Origin of the sequence: Xanthomonas sp. NCPPB 2922, from assembly GCF_041520885.1 — a bacterium.
In the GTDB taxonomy this organism is placed as follows: domain Bacteria; phylum Pseudomonadota; class Gammaproteobacteria; order Xanthomonadales; family Xanthomonadaceae; genus Xanthomonas; species Xanthomonas campestris.
This window is the reverse complement of the sequence record NZ_JBGOFY010000008.1, coordinates 59,079-74,189: the sequence shown is the minus strand read 5'-3', so window position 1 is coordinate 74,189 and position 15,111 is coordinate 59,079. Positions and strand designations below refer to the sequence as shown.

General features: G+C 67.2%; 14 protein-coding genes. 11 read left to right on the top strand and 3 right to left on the bottom strand.

Translation table 11 applies throughout. The features are described 5' to 3' along the window. Positions 1-621: 621 nt before the first annotated feature. Positions 622-2,994: a S9 family peptidase gene (locus ACD584_RS11205; protein ID WP_175611467.1), complete on the bottom strand. Its 2,373-nt coding sequence runs from the start codon at positions 2,992-2,994 to the stop codon at positions 622-624. A 553-nt stretch (positions 2,995-3,547) separates the two neighbouring features. Between ACD584_RS11205 and xanA2 the strand changes: the two genes are divergently transcribed. Beyond that, positions 3,548-4,888, top strand: coding sequence for a xanthomonadin biosynthesis 3-hydroxybenozate--AMP ligase XanA2 (gene xanA2, locus ACD584_RS11200; RefSeq protein ID WP_175611468.1), 1,341 nt, complete (start codon positions 3,548-3,550; stop codon positions 4,886-4,888). 57 nt (positions 4,889-4,945) lie between these two features. Here xanA2 and ACD584_RS11195 read toward each other — a convergent pair whose 3' ends face one another. Both ACD584_RS11195 and ACD584_RS11190 read right to left on the bottom strand, forming a co-directional pair. Continuing rightward, positions 4,946-5,953 (bottom strand): pteridine-dependent deoxygenase, encoded by a 1,008-nt coding sequence (locus tag ACD584_RS11195; protein ID WP_057673586.1) that lies wholly within the window; start codon positions 5,951-5,953, stop codon positions 4,946-4,948. Beyond that, positions 5,950-7,281 carry an NAD(P)/FAD-dependent oxidoreductase gene (locus ACD584_RS11190; RefSeq protein ID WP_014506150.1) on the bottom strand — a complete coding sequence of 444 codons (1,332 nt, stop codon included), beginning with the start codon at positions 7,279-7,281 and terminating at the stop codon, positions 5,950-5,952. The genes ACD584_RS11195 and ACD584_RS11190 overlap by 4 nt, the downstream gene beginning before the upstream one ends. 165 nt (positions 7,282-7,446) lie before the next feature. Between ACD584_RS11190 and xanC the strand changes: the two genes are divergently transcribed. The 10 genes from xanC to fabG all read left to right on the top strand — a co-directional run bounded on the left by xanC (position 7,447) and on the right by fabG (position 15,080). After that, positions 7,447-7,716: a xanthomonadin biosynthesis acyl carrier protein XanC gene (gene xanC, locus ACD584_RS11185; RefSeq protein WP_014506151.1), complete on the top strand. Its 270-nt coding sequence runs from the start codon at positions 7,447-7,449 to the stop codon at positions 7,714-7,716. A gap of 37 nt (positions 7,717-7,753) precedes the next feature. Further along, complete coding sequence (locus tag ACD584_RS11180) at positions 7,754-8,437, top strand: ketosynthase (RefSeq protein ID WP_014506152.1); 684 nt, start codon at positions 7,754-7,756, stop codon at positions 8,435-8,437. A 53-nt stretch (positions 8,438-8,490) separates the two neighbouring features. Next, complete coding sequence (locus ACD584_RS11175; protein WP_011039081.1) at positions 8,491-9,240, top strand: 1-acyl-sn-glycerol-3-phosphate acyltransferase; 750 nt, start codon at positions 8,491-8,493, stop codon at positions 9,238-9,240. Positions 9,241-9,311: 71 nt separating this feature from the next. Then, a complete protein-coding gene (locus ACD584_RS11170; RefSeq protein ID WP_228437987.1) occupies positions 9,312-9,539 on the top strand; it encodes a hypothetical protein in 228 nt (75 codons plus the stop codon). After that, complete coding sequence (locus tag ACD584_RS11165) at positions 9,536-10,510, top strand: acyltransferase (RefSeq protein WP_011039079.1); 975 nt, start codon at positions 9,536-9,538, stop codon at positions 10,508-10,510. The genes ACD584_RS11170 and ACD584_RS11165 overlap by 4 nt, the downstream gene beginning before the upstream one ends. Further along, positions 10,434-11,081, top strand: a complete 648-nt coding sequence (locus ACD584_RS11160) for a LolA-related protein (RefSeq protein ID WP_070693884.1) — start codon at positions 10,434-10,436, stop codon at positions 11,079-11,081. The genes ACD584_RS11165 and ACD584_RS11160 overlap by 77 nt, the downstream gene beginning before the upstream one ends. An 87-nt stretch (positions 11,082-11,168) precedes the next feature. Further along, positions 11,169-11,393, top strand: a complete 225-nt coding sequence (locus ACD584_RS11155) for a hypothetical protein (RefSeq protein ID WP_076035770.1) — start codon at positions 11,169-11,171, stop codon at positions 11,391-11,393. Continuing rightward, positions 11,383-13,749 (top strand): MMPL family transporter, encoded by a 2,367-nt coding sequence (locus ACD584_RS11150; RefSeq protein WP_076035771.1) that lies wholly within the window; start codon positions 11,383-11,385, stop codon positions 13,747-13,749. Before ACD584_RS11155 ends, ACD584_RS11150 begins: the two co-directional genes overlap by 11 nt. Further along, a complete protein-coding gene (locus ACD584_RS11145; protein ID WP_076035772.1) occupies positions 13,736-14,173 on the top strand; it encodes a phosphotransferase in 438 nt (145 codons plus the stop codon). Before ACD584_RS11150 ends, ACD584_RS11145 begins: the two co-directional genes overlap by 14 nt. A 169-nt stretch (positions 14,174-14,342) precedes the next feature. Further along, positions 14,343-15,080, top strand: a complete 738-nt coding sequence (fabG, locus tag ACD584_RS11140; protein ID WP_070693877.1) for a 3-oxoacyl-ACP reductase FabG — start codon at positions 14,343-14,345, stop codon at positions 15,078-15,080. The last annotated feature ends 31 nt before the right edge of the window (positions 15,081-15,111 follow it).

Below are 15,111 nucleotides of genomic sequence, written 5' to 3'. Positions count from 1 at the left end.
TGCCGATCCTGCACCAAGCTTAATGCGTGACACGTAGGGTGGGGTGAGTGCGTTGCAGCGTCACTGCCGTGCGCGCACGCGTGGTCTGCATACGCTGCTCCGATCATCGGTCGACGCAGCGCTGGCAGCCGATCTCGCGTGTTCCTCCTAGCCGCAGCATCCCATCGTAGGAGCGCACTTGGGCGCGATGAGGCATTACCGGGAAGTCCCATCGCGCCCAGGTGCGCTTGTACGGGTGATTCGTGTTATTCGGACACTCTGCACAAGCACGCCGATGAGAACAGACCCCCACCTATGCGATTTCCCGCGAACCAAACGCGCGGGTGGCCGATCTCGCGGATGTCTCTTAGCTGCAGCATTCCGTCGTAGGAGCGCACCTGGGCGCGATGGGGCTTTACCGAAAAGTCCTATCGCGCCCTGGTGCGCTTGTACATGCGGTCGCGTCATTCGGACGCTTTGGCAAGCACGCTGATGCCCCCACGCACGCGGTTATCTGCGAATCAAACGCGCTGGCGCTCGCACTGTGTAACCGCACCAGTGTGGAGGGCGGCGAACGCAATGCCGGCATTACCTCCACGCCATGGCGATGCACGACGCATCGCCCTGGCAAGACCGCTGCCGTTACGGCTTCACCTGTTCGTTGAACAGCTTGAGGATGCGCTTGTACTCATCCAGCCACGAATCGGCCCGCGTGAAGCCGTGGCGCTCCAGCGGATACGGCGCCACCTGCCAGTTGTCCTTGTGCAGCTCGACCAGCTTCTGGGTCATGTCGACCGAGTCCTTGAAGAACACGTTGTCGTCGATCATGCCGTGCGCAATCAACAGATGGTCGCGCAAGCCCTCGGCATAGTTGATCGGCGAGGAGGTCTTGTAGGCCTGCGGGTCGAGGTCGGGCGTGTTGAGGATGTTGGAGGTGTACTCGTGGTTGTACTGCATCCAGTCGCCGACCGGCCGCAGCGCGGCGCCGGCCTTGAACGTGCCCGGGCTGCGGAACAGCGCCATGTAGGTCATGAAACCGCCGTAGGAGCCGCCGTAGATGCCGGCACGCGCGCGATCGCCCTGCTTGGTGTCGACCAGCCACTGCAGGCCGTCCAGATAGTCTTCCAGTTCCGGATGGCCCATGTTGCGGTAGATCGCGGTGCGCCAGTCGCGCCCGTAGCCTTCGGAGGCGCGGTAGTCCAGATCCAGCACGATGTAGCCCTGCTGCACCAGCAGGTTATGGAACATCTGCTCGCGGAAATACGGCGTGTAGCGCGCCGACACGTTCTGCAGGTAGCCGGCGCCGTGCACGAACATCACGATGGGGTACTGCTTGCCGGGCTCGGGATGCTGCGGGCCGTAGTACTTGCCCCACACCGTTCCGGCGCCGTGCCTTGAAGGCACATGCACGTACTGCGGCGCAATCCACGGCTGCGCCTTGAAGGCAGGGGTGCGCGTGTCGGTGAGCACCGTGGCCTGGCCGCCAGCGGCCGGCACCACCGCCAGCTGCGGGGGCAGGTAGCTGCCGGAATAGCGCACCAGCACCTGCTGGCCGTTCGGCGACAGGCTGAAATCTTCCACGCCGTCGAGCGCGGTGACTTCGCTGAGCTGATCGGTGCGCAGATCCAGCTTGCACACCTCGTAATCGCCCGGCCATTTCCGGTTGCACAGGAAGAACATCCCGCTGCCATCGGCGCTGGGCACCGGTGCGGATACTTCGAATGTGCCGCGGGTGCGCTGGCGTGGCTTGCCGTTGCCGTCCACCGTGTACAGCTGCGAATAGCCGGATTCTTCCGACAGCAGCCACAGCGTGCGGTTGTCCGGCAGCCAGCCGAATTCGTTGAAGCCCCAGTTGATCCAGGCGCTGTCGCTCAGGCGATGGCGCGGCTGCAGCTTGGCATCGTCCAGATCCACGCTGGCGATCCAGCGGTCCTTGTTGTCCACGGCGCGGATTTCCACCGCCACGTTGCGGCCGTCATCGCTCCAGTGCACGGCCGGGCCGCTGCCATCGCCGTCGCTTTCCACGCGCACGGCACGGTTGCCCTTGAGCGGATCTTTCTTGGCCGCCTTGCGCAGCGCCGCCAGCGGGTCGGTGGCGATGCCGGGCAATGGGTCGAACGACAGCGCTCTGGCACTGCCGGCAGCCACGTCCACCAGCCACAGCGCGTGCGCCAACGGGGCGTTGCGGCCAACGCGGGTGCGGACTTCCTGGAATTCCTCGTAGCCGGATTCGGTGATGTACTTGGGCATCTTGCCCTCCTGGCCCTCGTCGGCGCCCTTGGCCTGGGTGACCACCAGCAGATGGCGTCCATCCGGCGACAGCGCGCTGTCGACGATCTCCACCTCATCGCCCAGATACACCGGTGCCGGTGCGCGGGTGCTGTCAGCGCGGCGCCAGGCATCGTCCTGGGTGCGCAGCGCCTCGCGTTGCTCGCGGTCGCGGCGCAAGGTGGCCAGGGTGGCCAGTTGCTGCTCGCGCAGCACATCGGCCTTGGGCGCGGCGTTGGGATCGCGCTCGGCCTTCACCACTGCCACCTGCGCGGTACCGCCATCGGCACGCCAGTGGTACCAGTTGTTGCCGGCGCGCCAGATCGCACCGCCATCGCTGGCGAATTGCGGGCGCGATTCGACCTCGTTGCTGCGGGTCAGCTGGGTCAGCGCCCCGGAGCGCAGATCGCGCAGGAAGATGTCACCGTTGCGCGTAAACAGCATGCGTTGCCGGCCGGCGTCGTAGCTCGGGTTGGCGGCATCCAGCCCCGCACGCGCGGTGTCGGCCACACGCTCGGCGGCGGTGCCGCCCGCTGCGGGCTGGCGATAGGTATCGCGCACCGGGCTGCCTTCGCGCTTGAGCTGGTACTGCACCTGCTTGCCGTCCCATTGCCACCAGGCCTGCTCGACCGACGGCCCGATCCAGTCCGGGTCGGCCATCACCTGTTCGATGGTGAGCGGTGCGGTGGACTGCGCCTGCGCAGTGGCGGCCAGCAACAGGAGGGACAACGGCAACAATCTGGGCATCGGGCAGGATCGAAACGCAAGTAGAGCGGGCAAGCCTAGCAGTTCGTTTCCGCACGGGGCTGGGCCACAGGTCATGCGTGATGGCGTCTGTGTGCGGGTCATTGGTGGTGATTGCTGTGATTGAAGCCGGCTGGACTAGAGCTGCGCTGCGGACTGCGTTGTCGTGCGAGGCGGCCGCGATTGAGACAGGCGCGCGTGCCGGGAATTGTGGCGATCAACCGCGTTTCATGATCGCAGCGTGTGTCGGTGGGCCAGCAGCAGAGCGCTTGCATTGACGCTCATCCGGCGACGAGCGCGGGATTGCTGCACGAATCACGCGTCGGCGATGCGTCCATATTTATACGGCGCATATTAGGGCGTGTGCCAAGCGCTCCATGCTTCCAATCAGCGCTTTCCGGCGCCACGCCGCCCTGCACACAGCAGCGAAGTTGCGACCTTGCCGCGAACACGCGCCGTCATGAGCGCCGACTATCAGCCAATGCCAGGAATGCCCCGACTTGCCAGCAGCGCAGGGGGCCGCCAAGCTAGCGCGCTTTTGCGATCACCGGTGCCCATGCCCAGTCCGTCCACTCCGCTGTCCCATCCGTTGGCCGTTGGCGAACCCGGCCGGCCGTTGGCGTGGCGCGATGGGCAGGCGGTGGACCTGGCCACCTTCATCGCACACGTGCATGGCCTGGCGCAGTTGCTGCCCGACGGCCGCCACGCGGTGAACCTGTGCGAGGACCGCTATCGCTTCATGGTGGCGTTTTATGCCTGCGCGGTGCGTGGGCAGGTGTCGCTGCTGCCGTCTTCGCGCGCGCCGGCGGTGGTGGGCGAAGTGCAGGCGCGCCACGCCGATGCGTACTGCCTGGGCGATCTGGCGCTGGAACTGGCGCCCCCGCGCTATTGGCAATTACCGGCGGACTTGCCGCGGCTGGAAGGCCCGGTCCCGATGCTGGCCGACGATGCCTTGGTGGCGATCGGCTTCACCTCCGGCAGCACCGGCGCGCCGCAACCCAATCCCAAGACCTGGGGCAGTTTCCTGACCAGCACGCGGCAGGATCTGGTGGCGTTGCAGAGCCTGTGGGCACACACCGACGCGGTGCCGCACGTGGTGGCCACCGTGCCGCCACAACACATGTACGGCATGGAGTTGTCGGTGCTGCTACCGATGGTGACCGCACTGGCGGTACATGCCGGCCGGCCGTTCTTCCCCGACGATGTGGCACGTGCGCTTGCGGAGATTCCCGAACCGCGCGTGCTGGTGACCACGCCGGTGCATCTGCGCGCGCTGGTCGAATCGGGCGTGCACCTGCCGCCGCTGGTAGGCATCGTCTCGGCCACCGCACCGCTGGCGCAGGAGGTGGCGGCCGCCGCCGAAGCGCGCTTTGGCGGGGAAGTGCGCGAGATGTTCGGTTCCACCGAAACCTGCGTGTTTGCGGTGCGGCGTACCGCCGTGGAAGCTGCCTGGACGCCGCTGCCCGGCGTGCGCCTGGAATCGCAGGCCGCCGGCACCTCGGTGCACGCGCCGCATCTGGCCAGCCCGGTGCTGCTGGCCGACATGATGGACGTGGCCGCCGATGGCCGTTTCCAGGTGCGTGGCCGCCAGGCCGATCTGCTGGAAATCGCCGGCAAACGCGCCTCGCTCGCAGATCTCACCCGCCGCCTGCTCGCCGTGCCGGGCGTGGTCGACGGCACCATCGTGCAACTCGCGCCGGAACACGGCCAATCGGTGGGCCGCATCGCCGCGCTGGTGGTGGCCCCGAGCCTGGACGAGGCACAGATCCTCACCGCCTTGCGCGGCAGCTTCGACCCGGTATTCCTCCCGCGCCGCCTGCGCAAGCTCGCCGCCCTGCCACGCAACGAAACCGGCAAGCTGCCGCGCGATCTGGTGTTGGGGTTGCTCAGTAGCTGAGGTGTTTGCGCGTGCCGCCGCGGGCCACCACGTGCATCAGCCAGTGCGCGCCGTGACTCAGCCGTGCACGCCGTCGATTTCCACTGCCAGTTCGTCGCGGCAGATCACCGCGTGCAGCAGCAGGCGCGGGACCGCGTCGCCAAAGCGTGCGTCCAGGGCCTGGGCCACCTTGGGTAGATCGTCGCGTTCGCGCACGTAGACCTTCAGGCGGGTGCCGGCGCCGAACTGCGCCGGCAGGCCGGGTGCGTGCTGGCGCGCGGCGCCGAGCAGGGCGTCGAAATTGGCGAAGGTTTCTTCCAGCTGCGCGAGCAGCTGCCCGGTGTGCATGGAGGCGTGGCCAACCACGGCAGCGGTGCCCGAGAGCAGCAGCGGCATGTCGCCGCCGGCCGGTGGCAGCATCGCGCGGGCAAAACTTGGCGGCTGCGGGCCGTACTGGCGCGGGTAGTTGTAAGCGCTGACCTGGCGTGGATTTTCCAGCGGCGTGCCGGCGTCGGCCGCGGCCAGCCAGTAGATCTGGATGATGCGCTCGGCATCGCAGCGGCCCACGGCAGTGGCGGCGGGCAACTGCGCAACATCGAAGGCGCCCAGGCCGCGCGCACGGCCCACGCAGAACTGCCGATAGCGTTCGCGGTCGCCGCTGCCCAGCGTGATCGCATCCAGGTAATTCCAGATGCGCAGCAGGCGCGGCGTTTTGCTGCCGGAGACGAACGCGGTGATCTCCGCATAAGCCTTGGCGGCGGCTTCTTCGATCTCGACCTCCTGCTCATCGATCTCGATCACGCCGAACTGCAGGCGGCCGTCGCTGGACCAGGCAATGTTGCCGTCGCGGCCGCTGCGCACCGGTGCGTCGGTGCGCCAGACTTCCAGCACATCGGCCGCGTACGGCTGCAGTGGCACGCGCAAATAGCGTGGGTCGTCCAGCCGCGGCGCGGCATCGCCGAAACCGAACACCGCCAGCACCTGCGCATCCTGCAGCAGCGTGGAGGGATCGGTCTGCGCGACATAGTCGACCTGCAGGCGCGGATGCCGCACGGTCTGGTTGGGCTGGAGCGTTGGCGCGGTCATGGAGCGTCTCTGTGCAAGGTGTCACCGTCGAAGCCGAGCCGGGCCTGGCGCCGGCGATGCCGCCAGGCATGCCAGGCGCGCGGCAGCATCGACAGCGCGGTGACGGAATAGATGGCGCGGAACACGCGCAAGCGGCGGCGCACCTTGGGGCTGTCGAATACGTCGCCGGCAAGCATCGCCACCACCGCCTGTTCCACCTGCCACACGTTCTGCGGCTGCGCGAACAGTGCGCGCATAGTGGGCGAGGTGAAGCGGTAGATGAACCACTTGAACTCGCTCAGGCCGCGCGCCAGCTCGCGCGACAACGCGCGCTGCAGGCTGGCTTCGCGCTGCGGCGCGCGCAGCACCGCATCCACCATGGCCGCGCCGCGTTCGGCGCTGTGCATGGCCAGGAACACGCCGGAGGAGAACATCGGGTCGACAAACGTGTAGGCATCGCCGAGCAGCAGCCAGCGCGGGCCACTCATGCGCGTGCATTCGTAGGCGTAGTTGCCGGTGGCGTGCACCGGCGCCACGCGCTCGGCATCGGCCATGCGCGCGGCCACTTCCGGATTCAACGCCAGCGTGCGCAGCAAAAAGCCTTCGCTGTCGCCCTTGCGCGTCTTCATGTAGTCGGGGTAGCAGACCGCGCCCACGCTCATCACATCGTCCGGGAGCGGAATCAGCCACATCCAGCCGTGCGCATGGCGGTAGATGCTGATGTTGCCGGCATCCTCGCCCGGGCGCCGGGTCACCCCACGGAAATGGCTGAACACCGCTGCCGACTGGTGCTTCGCATTGGCGCGCTTGAGCTTGAGGCGATTGCCCATAAACGTGTCGCGGCCGCTGGCGTCGAGCAGATAACGCGGGCGGAACTGTTGCACGCCGTCCACGCCGCGTGCCTGCAGCACCGGCTGCTCGCCATCGAACGCCACGCTCTCCACCTTGACCTGTTCGCGCGCATCCACGCCAACTTCGCGCGCCCGCGCGAACAGCACCTGGTCGAACTGCGCACGCGGCACCTGGAAGGCGTAGTCGGCCTTGGCATCGAGCGCATGCGAAAAGCGGAAGGTGTTGTAGCCGCCGGCATCATTGGGAAAGTCGGCGCCACGCTTGAGCACGCCAATGGCGCGCACCTGCTCGAGCACGCCCAGGCGTTCGAGGATCGGGATGTTCATCGGCAGCAACGACTCGCCAATGTGGAAGCGCGGGTGCTGCTCTTTTTCCAGCAGGGTCACGGCCCAGCCCTGCTGCGCGAGCACGATGGCGGCGGCGCAACCGGCGGGGCCACCGCCGATGATCAGTACATCCGGACACTCCGGCCCGGGAGCCTGCCCGGCTGCCGGCATGGCGGACGGGGTGGGGCGAACAACAGTGGAAGTCATCCTGGAACGAACCTGCAGCGGGCGAGCGTCATTGAGTCATGATAGCCTGCCCGGCGGCCCGGGGCAGTTATGTCCTGGCGCCGATCACCGCAATCGTTACCCGCACCCCTCAGCCTGGAAGCTCCCTGGATGTCCTCGCAAACCGCTGCCGAACGTGAACTGGCCGAACTCCTGGTCGAAAGCCTGAACCTGGAAGACGTCCAGCCCGCCGACATCGATTCGGAGGCGCCGCTGTTCAATACCGGCCTGGGGCTGGATTCGATCGACGCGCTGGAACTGGCGCTGGCGATCAGCAAGCGCTACGGCTTCCAGCTGCGTTCGGACAACGACGAGAACCGTCGCATCTTCGCGTCGCTGCGCGCATTGTCGGCGCATGTCGAAGCCAACAAAACCACCTGAGGTTCCGGCCACGCCGCCTGCGCAGGCGGCGCCGTGGGTGTTGGGGCTGGGCGTGCTGCTGGCCGTGGCGTATTCGCCGCTGGCGCACTGGGCCAACGCCACGCATCGCTCGGACCTGGCCGTCATCGCTGGCGGCCTGCTGCTGGCCATGGTGTTGATCGAGCCGCTGGCCAGCCGCCGTGTGTGGGCGTGGGCGCTGGCGGCGCTGATCCTGGTGGGGCTGGGCGCGCTGTGGCACTCGCCCTACGCCATGTTGCTGCTGGCCGCGCCGCCGGTGGTGTTCACCGGCTGGATCGCCTGGTTCTTCGGCCGCAGCCTGCGCCGCGGGCGCACGCCGCTGATCACCCGCATCGTCGAAGGGCTGTACCGCCAGGCGGGCATGCCGATCACCCCTGCGCAATACACCTACACGCGCCGGCTCACGCTGGGCTGGGCGGTGCTGTTGTCACTGCTGACCCTGGTCAATCTGGTGCTGGGGCTGTGCGCCGAACCCAGTGGCGTGCTGGCGCAGCTGGGCTACGCCTCACCGCTGCCGATCAGCGACGCGCGCGCCTCGTTGTTCGCCAATCTGCTGGCCTATGGCGTGGTCGGCGGGTTCTTCGTTGGCGAATATCTGTTGCGCGGCCGCTGGTTTCCGCAGCGCCCCTATCGTAATCTGCCCGACTTCTTGCGCCAGATGGCGCAGCTCGGGCCGGAATTCTGGCGCGATTTGCTACGCTGACGGTGTAGCCAGGGGCACCGACGTACGTGCACATTTTCGGGGACAAGACAAAAATGCCGTTGGCAAGGATGCCGTCGCGCTTGGCGTGGGCTGTGTTCAACCTCCTGCAATTCGCATTCACGCTGGCGTTTACCGCTGGCGGGATCGTGTATGCGCTGGTGCTGCTGGCGATCACGCGCGATGCGGACCGGCTGCTGCGCATGGGCGCCTGGATGTGGGCGCCGGTGCTGTTTCGCGGCGCCGGTGCCAAGGTGATCGTGGAAGGCCGCGAGCGCGTGGACTGGTCCAAGAACTATCTGTTCGTCAGCAACCACCAGTCGATCATCGACATCTGCGCGTTGTTCTACGCCTTGCCAGTGCCGCTGCGCTTCCTGCTCAAGGAAGAAATGCTCAAGGTGCCGTTCGTGAACTGGTATGCGCGCGCCACCGGCATGCTGTTCCTGGACCGCGACAGCCGCCGCGCCGGTGCGATGGTGCGTCGGCAGGCAGCCGCCTTGCTGCGCAATGGCCAACAGTTGTGTCTGTTTCCCGAAGGCACGCGCAGCCGCACAGGCGCACTATTGCCATTCAAGGCCGGGCTACTGCAGGCCGCTATCGATGCTGGTGTGCAGGTGGTGCCGGTGGCCGTGGATGGATGCGGCAAGGTGTTGCCGGTGGACGGGCTGTTCCGGGTCAGGCCCGGTGTGATCCGCGTGCGCATCGGCGCCCCCATCCCGGTCACCGGGCCAGACGCGCCGGACCGCCAACAATTGACCGAGCAGGCACACCGTATGGTGGCTGCAATGCTTCAACCCAGGATCTGAGTTCCACGCTTATGGATTTCGTCGTACCGCATGATCATCCCTCCCTGCCTGGGCATTTTCCCGGCCGCCCGGTGGTGCCTGGCGTGGTGGTGCTCGACCACGTGCTGCGGGCCGTGGAAGCGGTGCACGGTGCGCGTGCGCCGGCACGCTTGCCGCAGGTGAAGTTCGTGCAACCGTTGTTGCCTGGCCAGACGGCCTCGGTAACGCTGGAAGGCGATGGCCCGCGCTGGCGCTTCCGCGTGCAGCGCGACGGCCAGTTGCTGGTCAGTGGCGAGCTGGTGGCGGAGGCGGCGGCATGAGCAATCACTGGAAACAACGCCCCGAGGGCGGCGGCCGTTTCGCGCTGTGGCTGATCCGTGGCATTGCCCGGCACGCCGGGCGTTCGGTCGGGCGCGCGCTGCTGTATCCGATCACGCTGTACTTCCTGCTGGTGCGCGGGCCCGAGCGCACCGCCTCGCGCGCCTACCTGGCACGTGTGCTGGGCCGGCCGGCCACGGTGCGCGATGTGGCGCGCCATATTCATACCTTTGCCTCCACCATCCTGGACCGCGTGTACATGCTGTGCGGCCAGATGCAGCGCTTCCAGGTCGATATCACCGGGCTGGATCAACTGCACACGCAGATGGACCGCGGCCGTGGGGTGCTGATCTTCGGCTCGCACCTGGGCAGTTTCGATGCGTTGCGTGTGCTGGCCACCGAACGCCCGGACGTGCAGGTCAAGGTGGTGCTGGACAAGGCGCATAACCGCGCCATGACCGATCTGCTGGGCGCGCTCAATCCGCAGCTGGCCGCCAACATCATCGATGCCGGGATGGATGCGACCTCGATCGTCATGGCGATCAAGGAAGCCACCGACGCCGGCGCGCTGGTGGCGCTGCTGATCGATCGCCCGCGCGAGGGCGACCCGGCGTTGCCGGCGATGTTCCTCGGCCGTAATGCGATGTTCCCAACCTCGCCGTGGCTGATTGCCGCTGCGCTCAAGGTGCCGGTGGTGCTGGCCTTCGGCCTGTACCGCGGCGGCAACCATTACGAGCTGGCGTTCGAGACCTTCAGCGAAGGGTTGGACGTGCCGCGTCGCCAGCGTGCGCCGGTGCTGGCCGTGCTCATGCGCGATTACGCCGCCAGGCTGGAACATTACACACGCTACGCGCCGTACAACTGGTTCAACTTCTACGATTTCTGGAACACCCATCATGCCGATGCGCCGCACCCTGCCGTGGATGCTGATACTGCTGTTCAGCGCCGCACCGCTATGCGCCGCACCGCCTGAGGCGCTGGATGTAGGCCAGGTGCTGCAACGCCTGGCACGCCCGGCCCCGGTCAGCACCGAGTTCGTGGAGTTGCGTGGCTCGGCGCTGCTGAAGTCGCCGCTGCGCGTGCAGGGCCATTACCGCCGCCCGGATGCGCAAACCCTGGTGCGCGAGGTCAGCGCGCCGTATCGCGAGACGACCACCTTGCGCGGCGACGAAGGCGTGCTGGAACGCGAAGGCAAATCGCCGCGTCGTTTTTCCTTGAGCCGCGTCCCCGAACTGGCCGGCTTGAAGTCCGGCTTCGGCGCACTGCTCGCTGGCGACCGCGCCTTGCTGGAACAGCAGTACCGCGTCAGCGGGCAGGGCCGGCCGCAGGCCTGGCAGCTGCAGTTGCAACCCAAGGATGCGGCCGTGGCCAAGCAGGTGCGCGAGTTGCGCCTGTACGGGCATGGCGATGAGCTGCGCTGCATCGAGAGTGTGCCGGTCAAGGGCGACGTGCAGCGCACCTTGCTGGCCGGTGCGGCACGCGATGCGGCGGCCGTGACCGACGCGGCGGCGCTCACCACCCTGTGCCACGGCCCGGCGGCGTGATCGCGCCCATCGGCAGCGCACAGCGCCAGCACCTCTTGATGTCGCTCTCGGCCGGTGCACGTGGTGCCATGACATTGGAGCCGGCACATGGCGTTTGAATTGAACGCCAACCGGCGCATCGGCTTGGCGCTGCTGTGGCTGGCAGTGCCGGCAATAGCCGGTGTCTGGTTAAGCGCGACGCTCAAGGCGTCGGGCGATTTAAGGAAGTTCATGCCCGCTCTCAGCAAACTGAAAGCACTGTTGCTGCCCGATGCCGCGCGTGCGGCCAGTGCACGTTCGGCCACGCAGCGGGAGCTGGCACATGGCGTTTGAGTTAAATGCCAACCGGCGCATCGGCTTGGCGCTGCTGTGGTTGGCGCTGCTGGCGGTGGCTGGTTTCTGGTTGAGCGAAACGCTCAAGGTCTCCGGTGACCTGCGTAAATTCATGCCCGCTCCGCGCACGCCGGCGCAAAAGCTGTTGATCGAAGAACTCGGCGAAGGCCCTGGCTCGCGGCTGTTGTTGATGTCGCTGTCCAACAGCGACCCGGCGACCTTGGCGGCGCAGTCGCGCGCGCTGTATCGCACACTGGCCGCGCAGCCGGACCTGTTCGAGCTGGTCGGCAATGGCGGTAGCGCAGGCCTGGAGGCGATTCCGCAGCGCCTGTTGCCGTACCGCTACCTGCTCAGCGACAGCTTCGATGCCGCACCCCTGGATGCCGCTGCGCTGGAGACGGCGCTGCAGGCGCGCGTGCAGGATCTGGGTTCGCCCGCCGGCGCGATGGTGGAACCGCTGCTGCCGCGTGACCCTACGCTGGAAGTGCTGCATCTGGCCGAAACCTTGCAGCCAGCCGCCGCGCCGCAGACACACGATGAGGTGTGGTTCGACCGTGCCGGCACCTCGGCGCTGCTGGTGGTACAGACGCGTGCCGCCGGCTTCGACCCGACCGGCCAGCAACTGGCCTACGACGCCGTGCAGGCGGCCTTTGCCAAGGTCAGCGCCGGCACTGCCACGCGGATGACGCTGACCGGCCCGGGGGCGTTCGCGGTGGAAATTACCGCGCGCACGCAGGGCGAGGCGCAGTGGATCGGCACACTGGACACGGTGGGTCTGGTGTTGTTGCTGCTGGTGGCCTACCGCAGCTGGAAAATTCCGGTGCTCGGCGTGCTGCCGCTGGCCAGCGCCGGGCTGGCAGGCCTGGGCGCAGTGGCGTTGCTGTTCGACGGTGTGCACGGCATCACCGTGGCCTTTGGTTTCACCTTGATCGGCGTAGTGCAGGACTACCCGATTCACCTGTTCAGTCATCAACGCCCGGGCCTGGATCCACGCGCCAATGCGCGGCATCTGTGGCCCACGCTGGCCACCGGCGTGGTGTCCACCTGCATTGCGTATGTGACCTTCCTGTTTTCCGGTGTGGACGGCCTGCGCCAGTTGGCGGTGTTCACCATCGCCGGCCTGGCCACTGCGGCGGTCACCACGCGCTGGCTGCTGCCGTGGTTGATCGATCCGGCGCCGCGCGACTATGCCGATTCGCGCCTGCTGGCCGCGCTGTGGCGCGCGATTGCGCGGTTGCCACGTCCGCGCCTCAGCCTGGCGGTGATTGCGGTGGTGGGCATCGCGGTGATTGCCTTTGCGCCCGGGCAGTTCTGGCAGAACGACTTGTCCAAACTCACTCCGGTGCCGCCCAAGGCGCTGGCGCAGGACACCCATTTGCGCCAGGAACTGGGCGCACCGGATGTGCGGTATGTGCTGGCGCTGTCCGCGCCATCGGACGAAGCCGCGCTGCAGGCCAGCGAGCGTTTGCGGCCGCGTCTGGATGCGTTGGTGCGTGAGGGTGCCTTGGTCGGTTACGACATGGCCGCGCGGTACTTGCCCAGCGCCAAGACCCAGCAGGCACGCCAGGCCGCGTTGCCCGATGCAACCCAAGCCAGCGCGCTGCTGCAACAAGCGGTGGCAGCCACGCCGTTTCGCAGCGATGTGTTTGCGCCGTTCCTGCAGGATCTGCAGACCGCCAAGCAGGCCGCGCCGCTGACGCCGAAGGATCTGGCTGGCTCGCCGCTGGCGACGTCGGTCGGCGGCCTGTTGCTGGGGCGCAGCGACCGCAGCACTGCGCTGGTATCGCTCACCGGTCTGCGCGATCCGGCCGTCATCGCCAGCGCCGTGCAGGGCAGCGGCGCGCAGTTGCTCGATCTGAAGGAGGCGTCCGAATCGTTGGTCGCCGCCTACCGTGGGCGCGTACTCGGTGCGCTGCTGCTGGCCGCGTTGTTGCTGGCGGCAACGGTGGCGATTGCGCTGCGCAGCCCGCGTCGTATCGTGCGCGTATTGCTGCCGATGGCGCTGACCACCGTGCTGATTCTGGCGATCCTGCGCGGCATGGGCGTGGAGCTCAACCTGTTCCATCTGATCGCGCTGATCCTTGCCGCGGGGTTGGGCCTGGATTACGCGCTGTTCTTCGACCATGCCGGCGATGATCACGCCGATCAATTGCGCACCTTGCACGCGCTGATCGTCTGCAGCCTGATGACGCTGCTGGTGTTCGCGTTGCTGGCGGCCTCCAGCATCCCGGTGCTGCGCGCCATTGGCAGCACGGTCGCCCTGGGCGTGCTGTTCAATTTCATCCTGGCGTTGCTGGTGTCGCGAGAGCCGGCGCTGGAGCGCACCGCAGGCGAGGTGAGCGATGCTCGGACGTGAGGCGATTGCGGCGCTGATTCCGCACCAGGGCGCCATGTGCCTGTGGGAAGCGGTGCTGGACTGGGACGCGCAGCGCATCGTGGTGCAGAGCCGCGCGCATCACAGTGCCGAGCACCCGTTGCGTGCCGATGGACGCCTGCGCGCGCTGCATCTGTGCGAATACGGCGCGCAGGCGATGGCGGTGCACGGTGGGTTGCTGGGCCAGGCATCGGGCAAACCGGTGCGCGCGGGCATGCTGGTGGCGCTGCGCGGTGTGGAGTTGCACGTGGCCTATCTCGATGACCTGCCCGATGCGATCACCTGCCAAGCGCAGTTGTTGCTGCAGGGCGAGGACAGCCAGCAATACAGCTTCCGGCTCACCCACGGCGAGCAGCTGCTGGCCGAAGGGCGCGCCACGGTGATGTTGGGCGCCGCGCAGGCCTAATCGATCGTTCTAACTTGGCGTAGGAGCGCGCTCGCGCACGATAGGCATTCGCGGTAACGCGTCATCGCGCGCAAGCGCGCTCCTACGTAGGGCGGCGGTTCCGGCGACGCGCGTGAATCGCTAGGATGGTGCGCTTGCTGCTGCCAATTGCGGCCCCGACGAGGTTTCCATGAGCACATCTGTTCCACAGCGCCGTGCGCTGGTCACCGGCGGTAGCGGCGATCTTGGCGGTGCGATCTGCCGTCAGCTAGCGGCGCAGGGCCGGCACGTCATTGTGCATGCCAATCGCAATCTCGCCCGGGCCGAGGAAGTGGTGGCGTCCATCGTGGCCGCGGGCGGCAGTGCCGAAGCGGTCGCCTTCGATGTGGCCGATGCGCGGGCCAGCGCAGATGCGTTAGCGGCGTTGCTGGAGGCCGGGCCGATCCACATCGTGGTCAACAACGCCGGCATCCACGACGACGCGCCGATGGCCGGCATGAACGCGCAACAGTGGCATCGGGTCATCGATGTGTCGCTGCACGGTTTCTTCAATGTCACCCAACCGCTGCTGCTGCCGATGGCGCGCGCGCGCTGGGGCCGCATCGTCAGCGTGTCGTCGGTGGCGGCGGTGCTGGGCAATCGCGGCCAGACCAATTACGCCGCTGCCAAGGCCGCGCTGCATGGCGCCAGTAAATCGCTTTCGCGCGAGATGGCCAGCCGCGGCATCGCCGTCAACGTGGTCGCACCGGGCGTGATCGAAAGCGAGATGGTCGGCGACAGCTTCGCGCCGGAGATGATCAAGCAGATGGTGCCGGCTGGCCGCGTTGGCACACCCGACGAAGTTGCCGCGCTGGTGGCGTTCCTGTGCTCGGATGTTGCTGGTTACATCAACGGCCAGGTGATTGGCATCAACGGCGGCATGGGCTGAATTCAAGCCGTCGGGAACAAGCGAGCTGTTG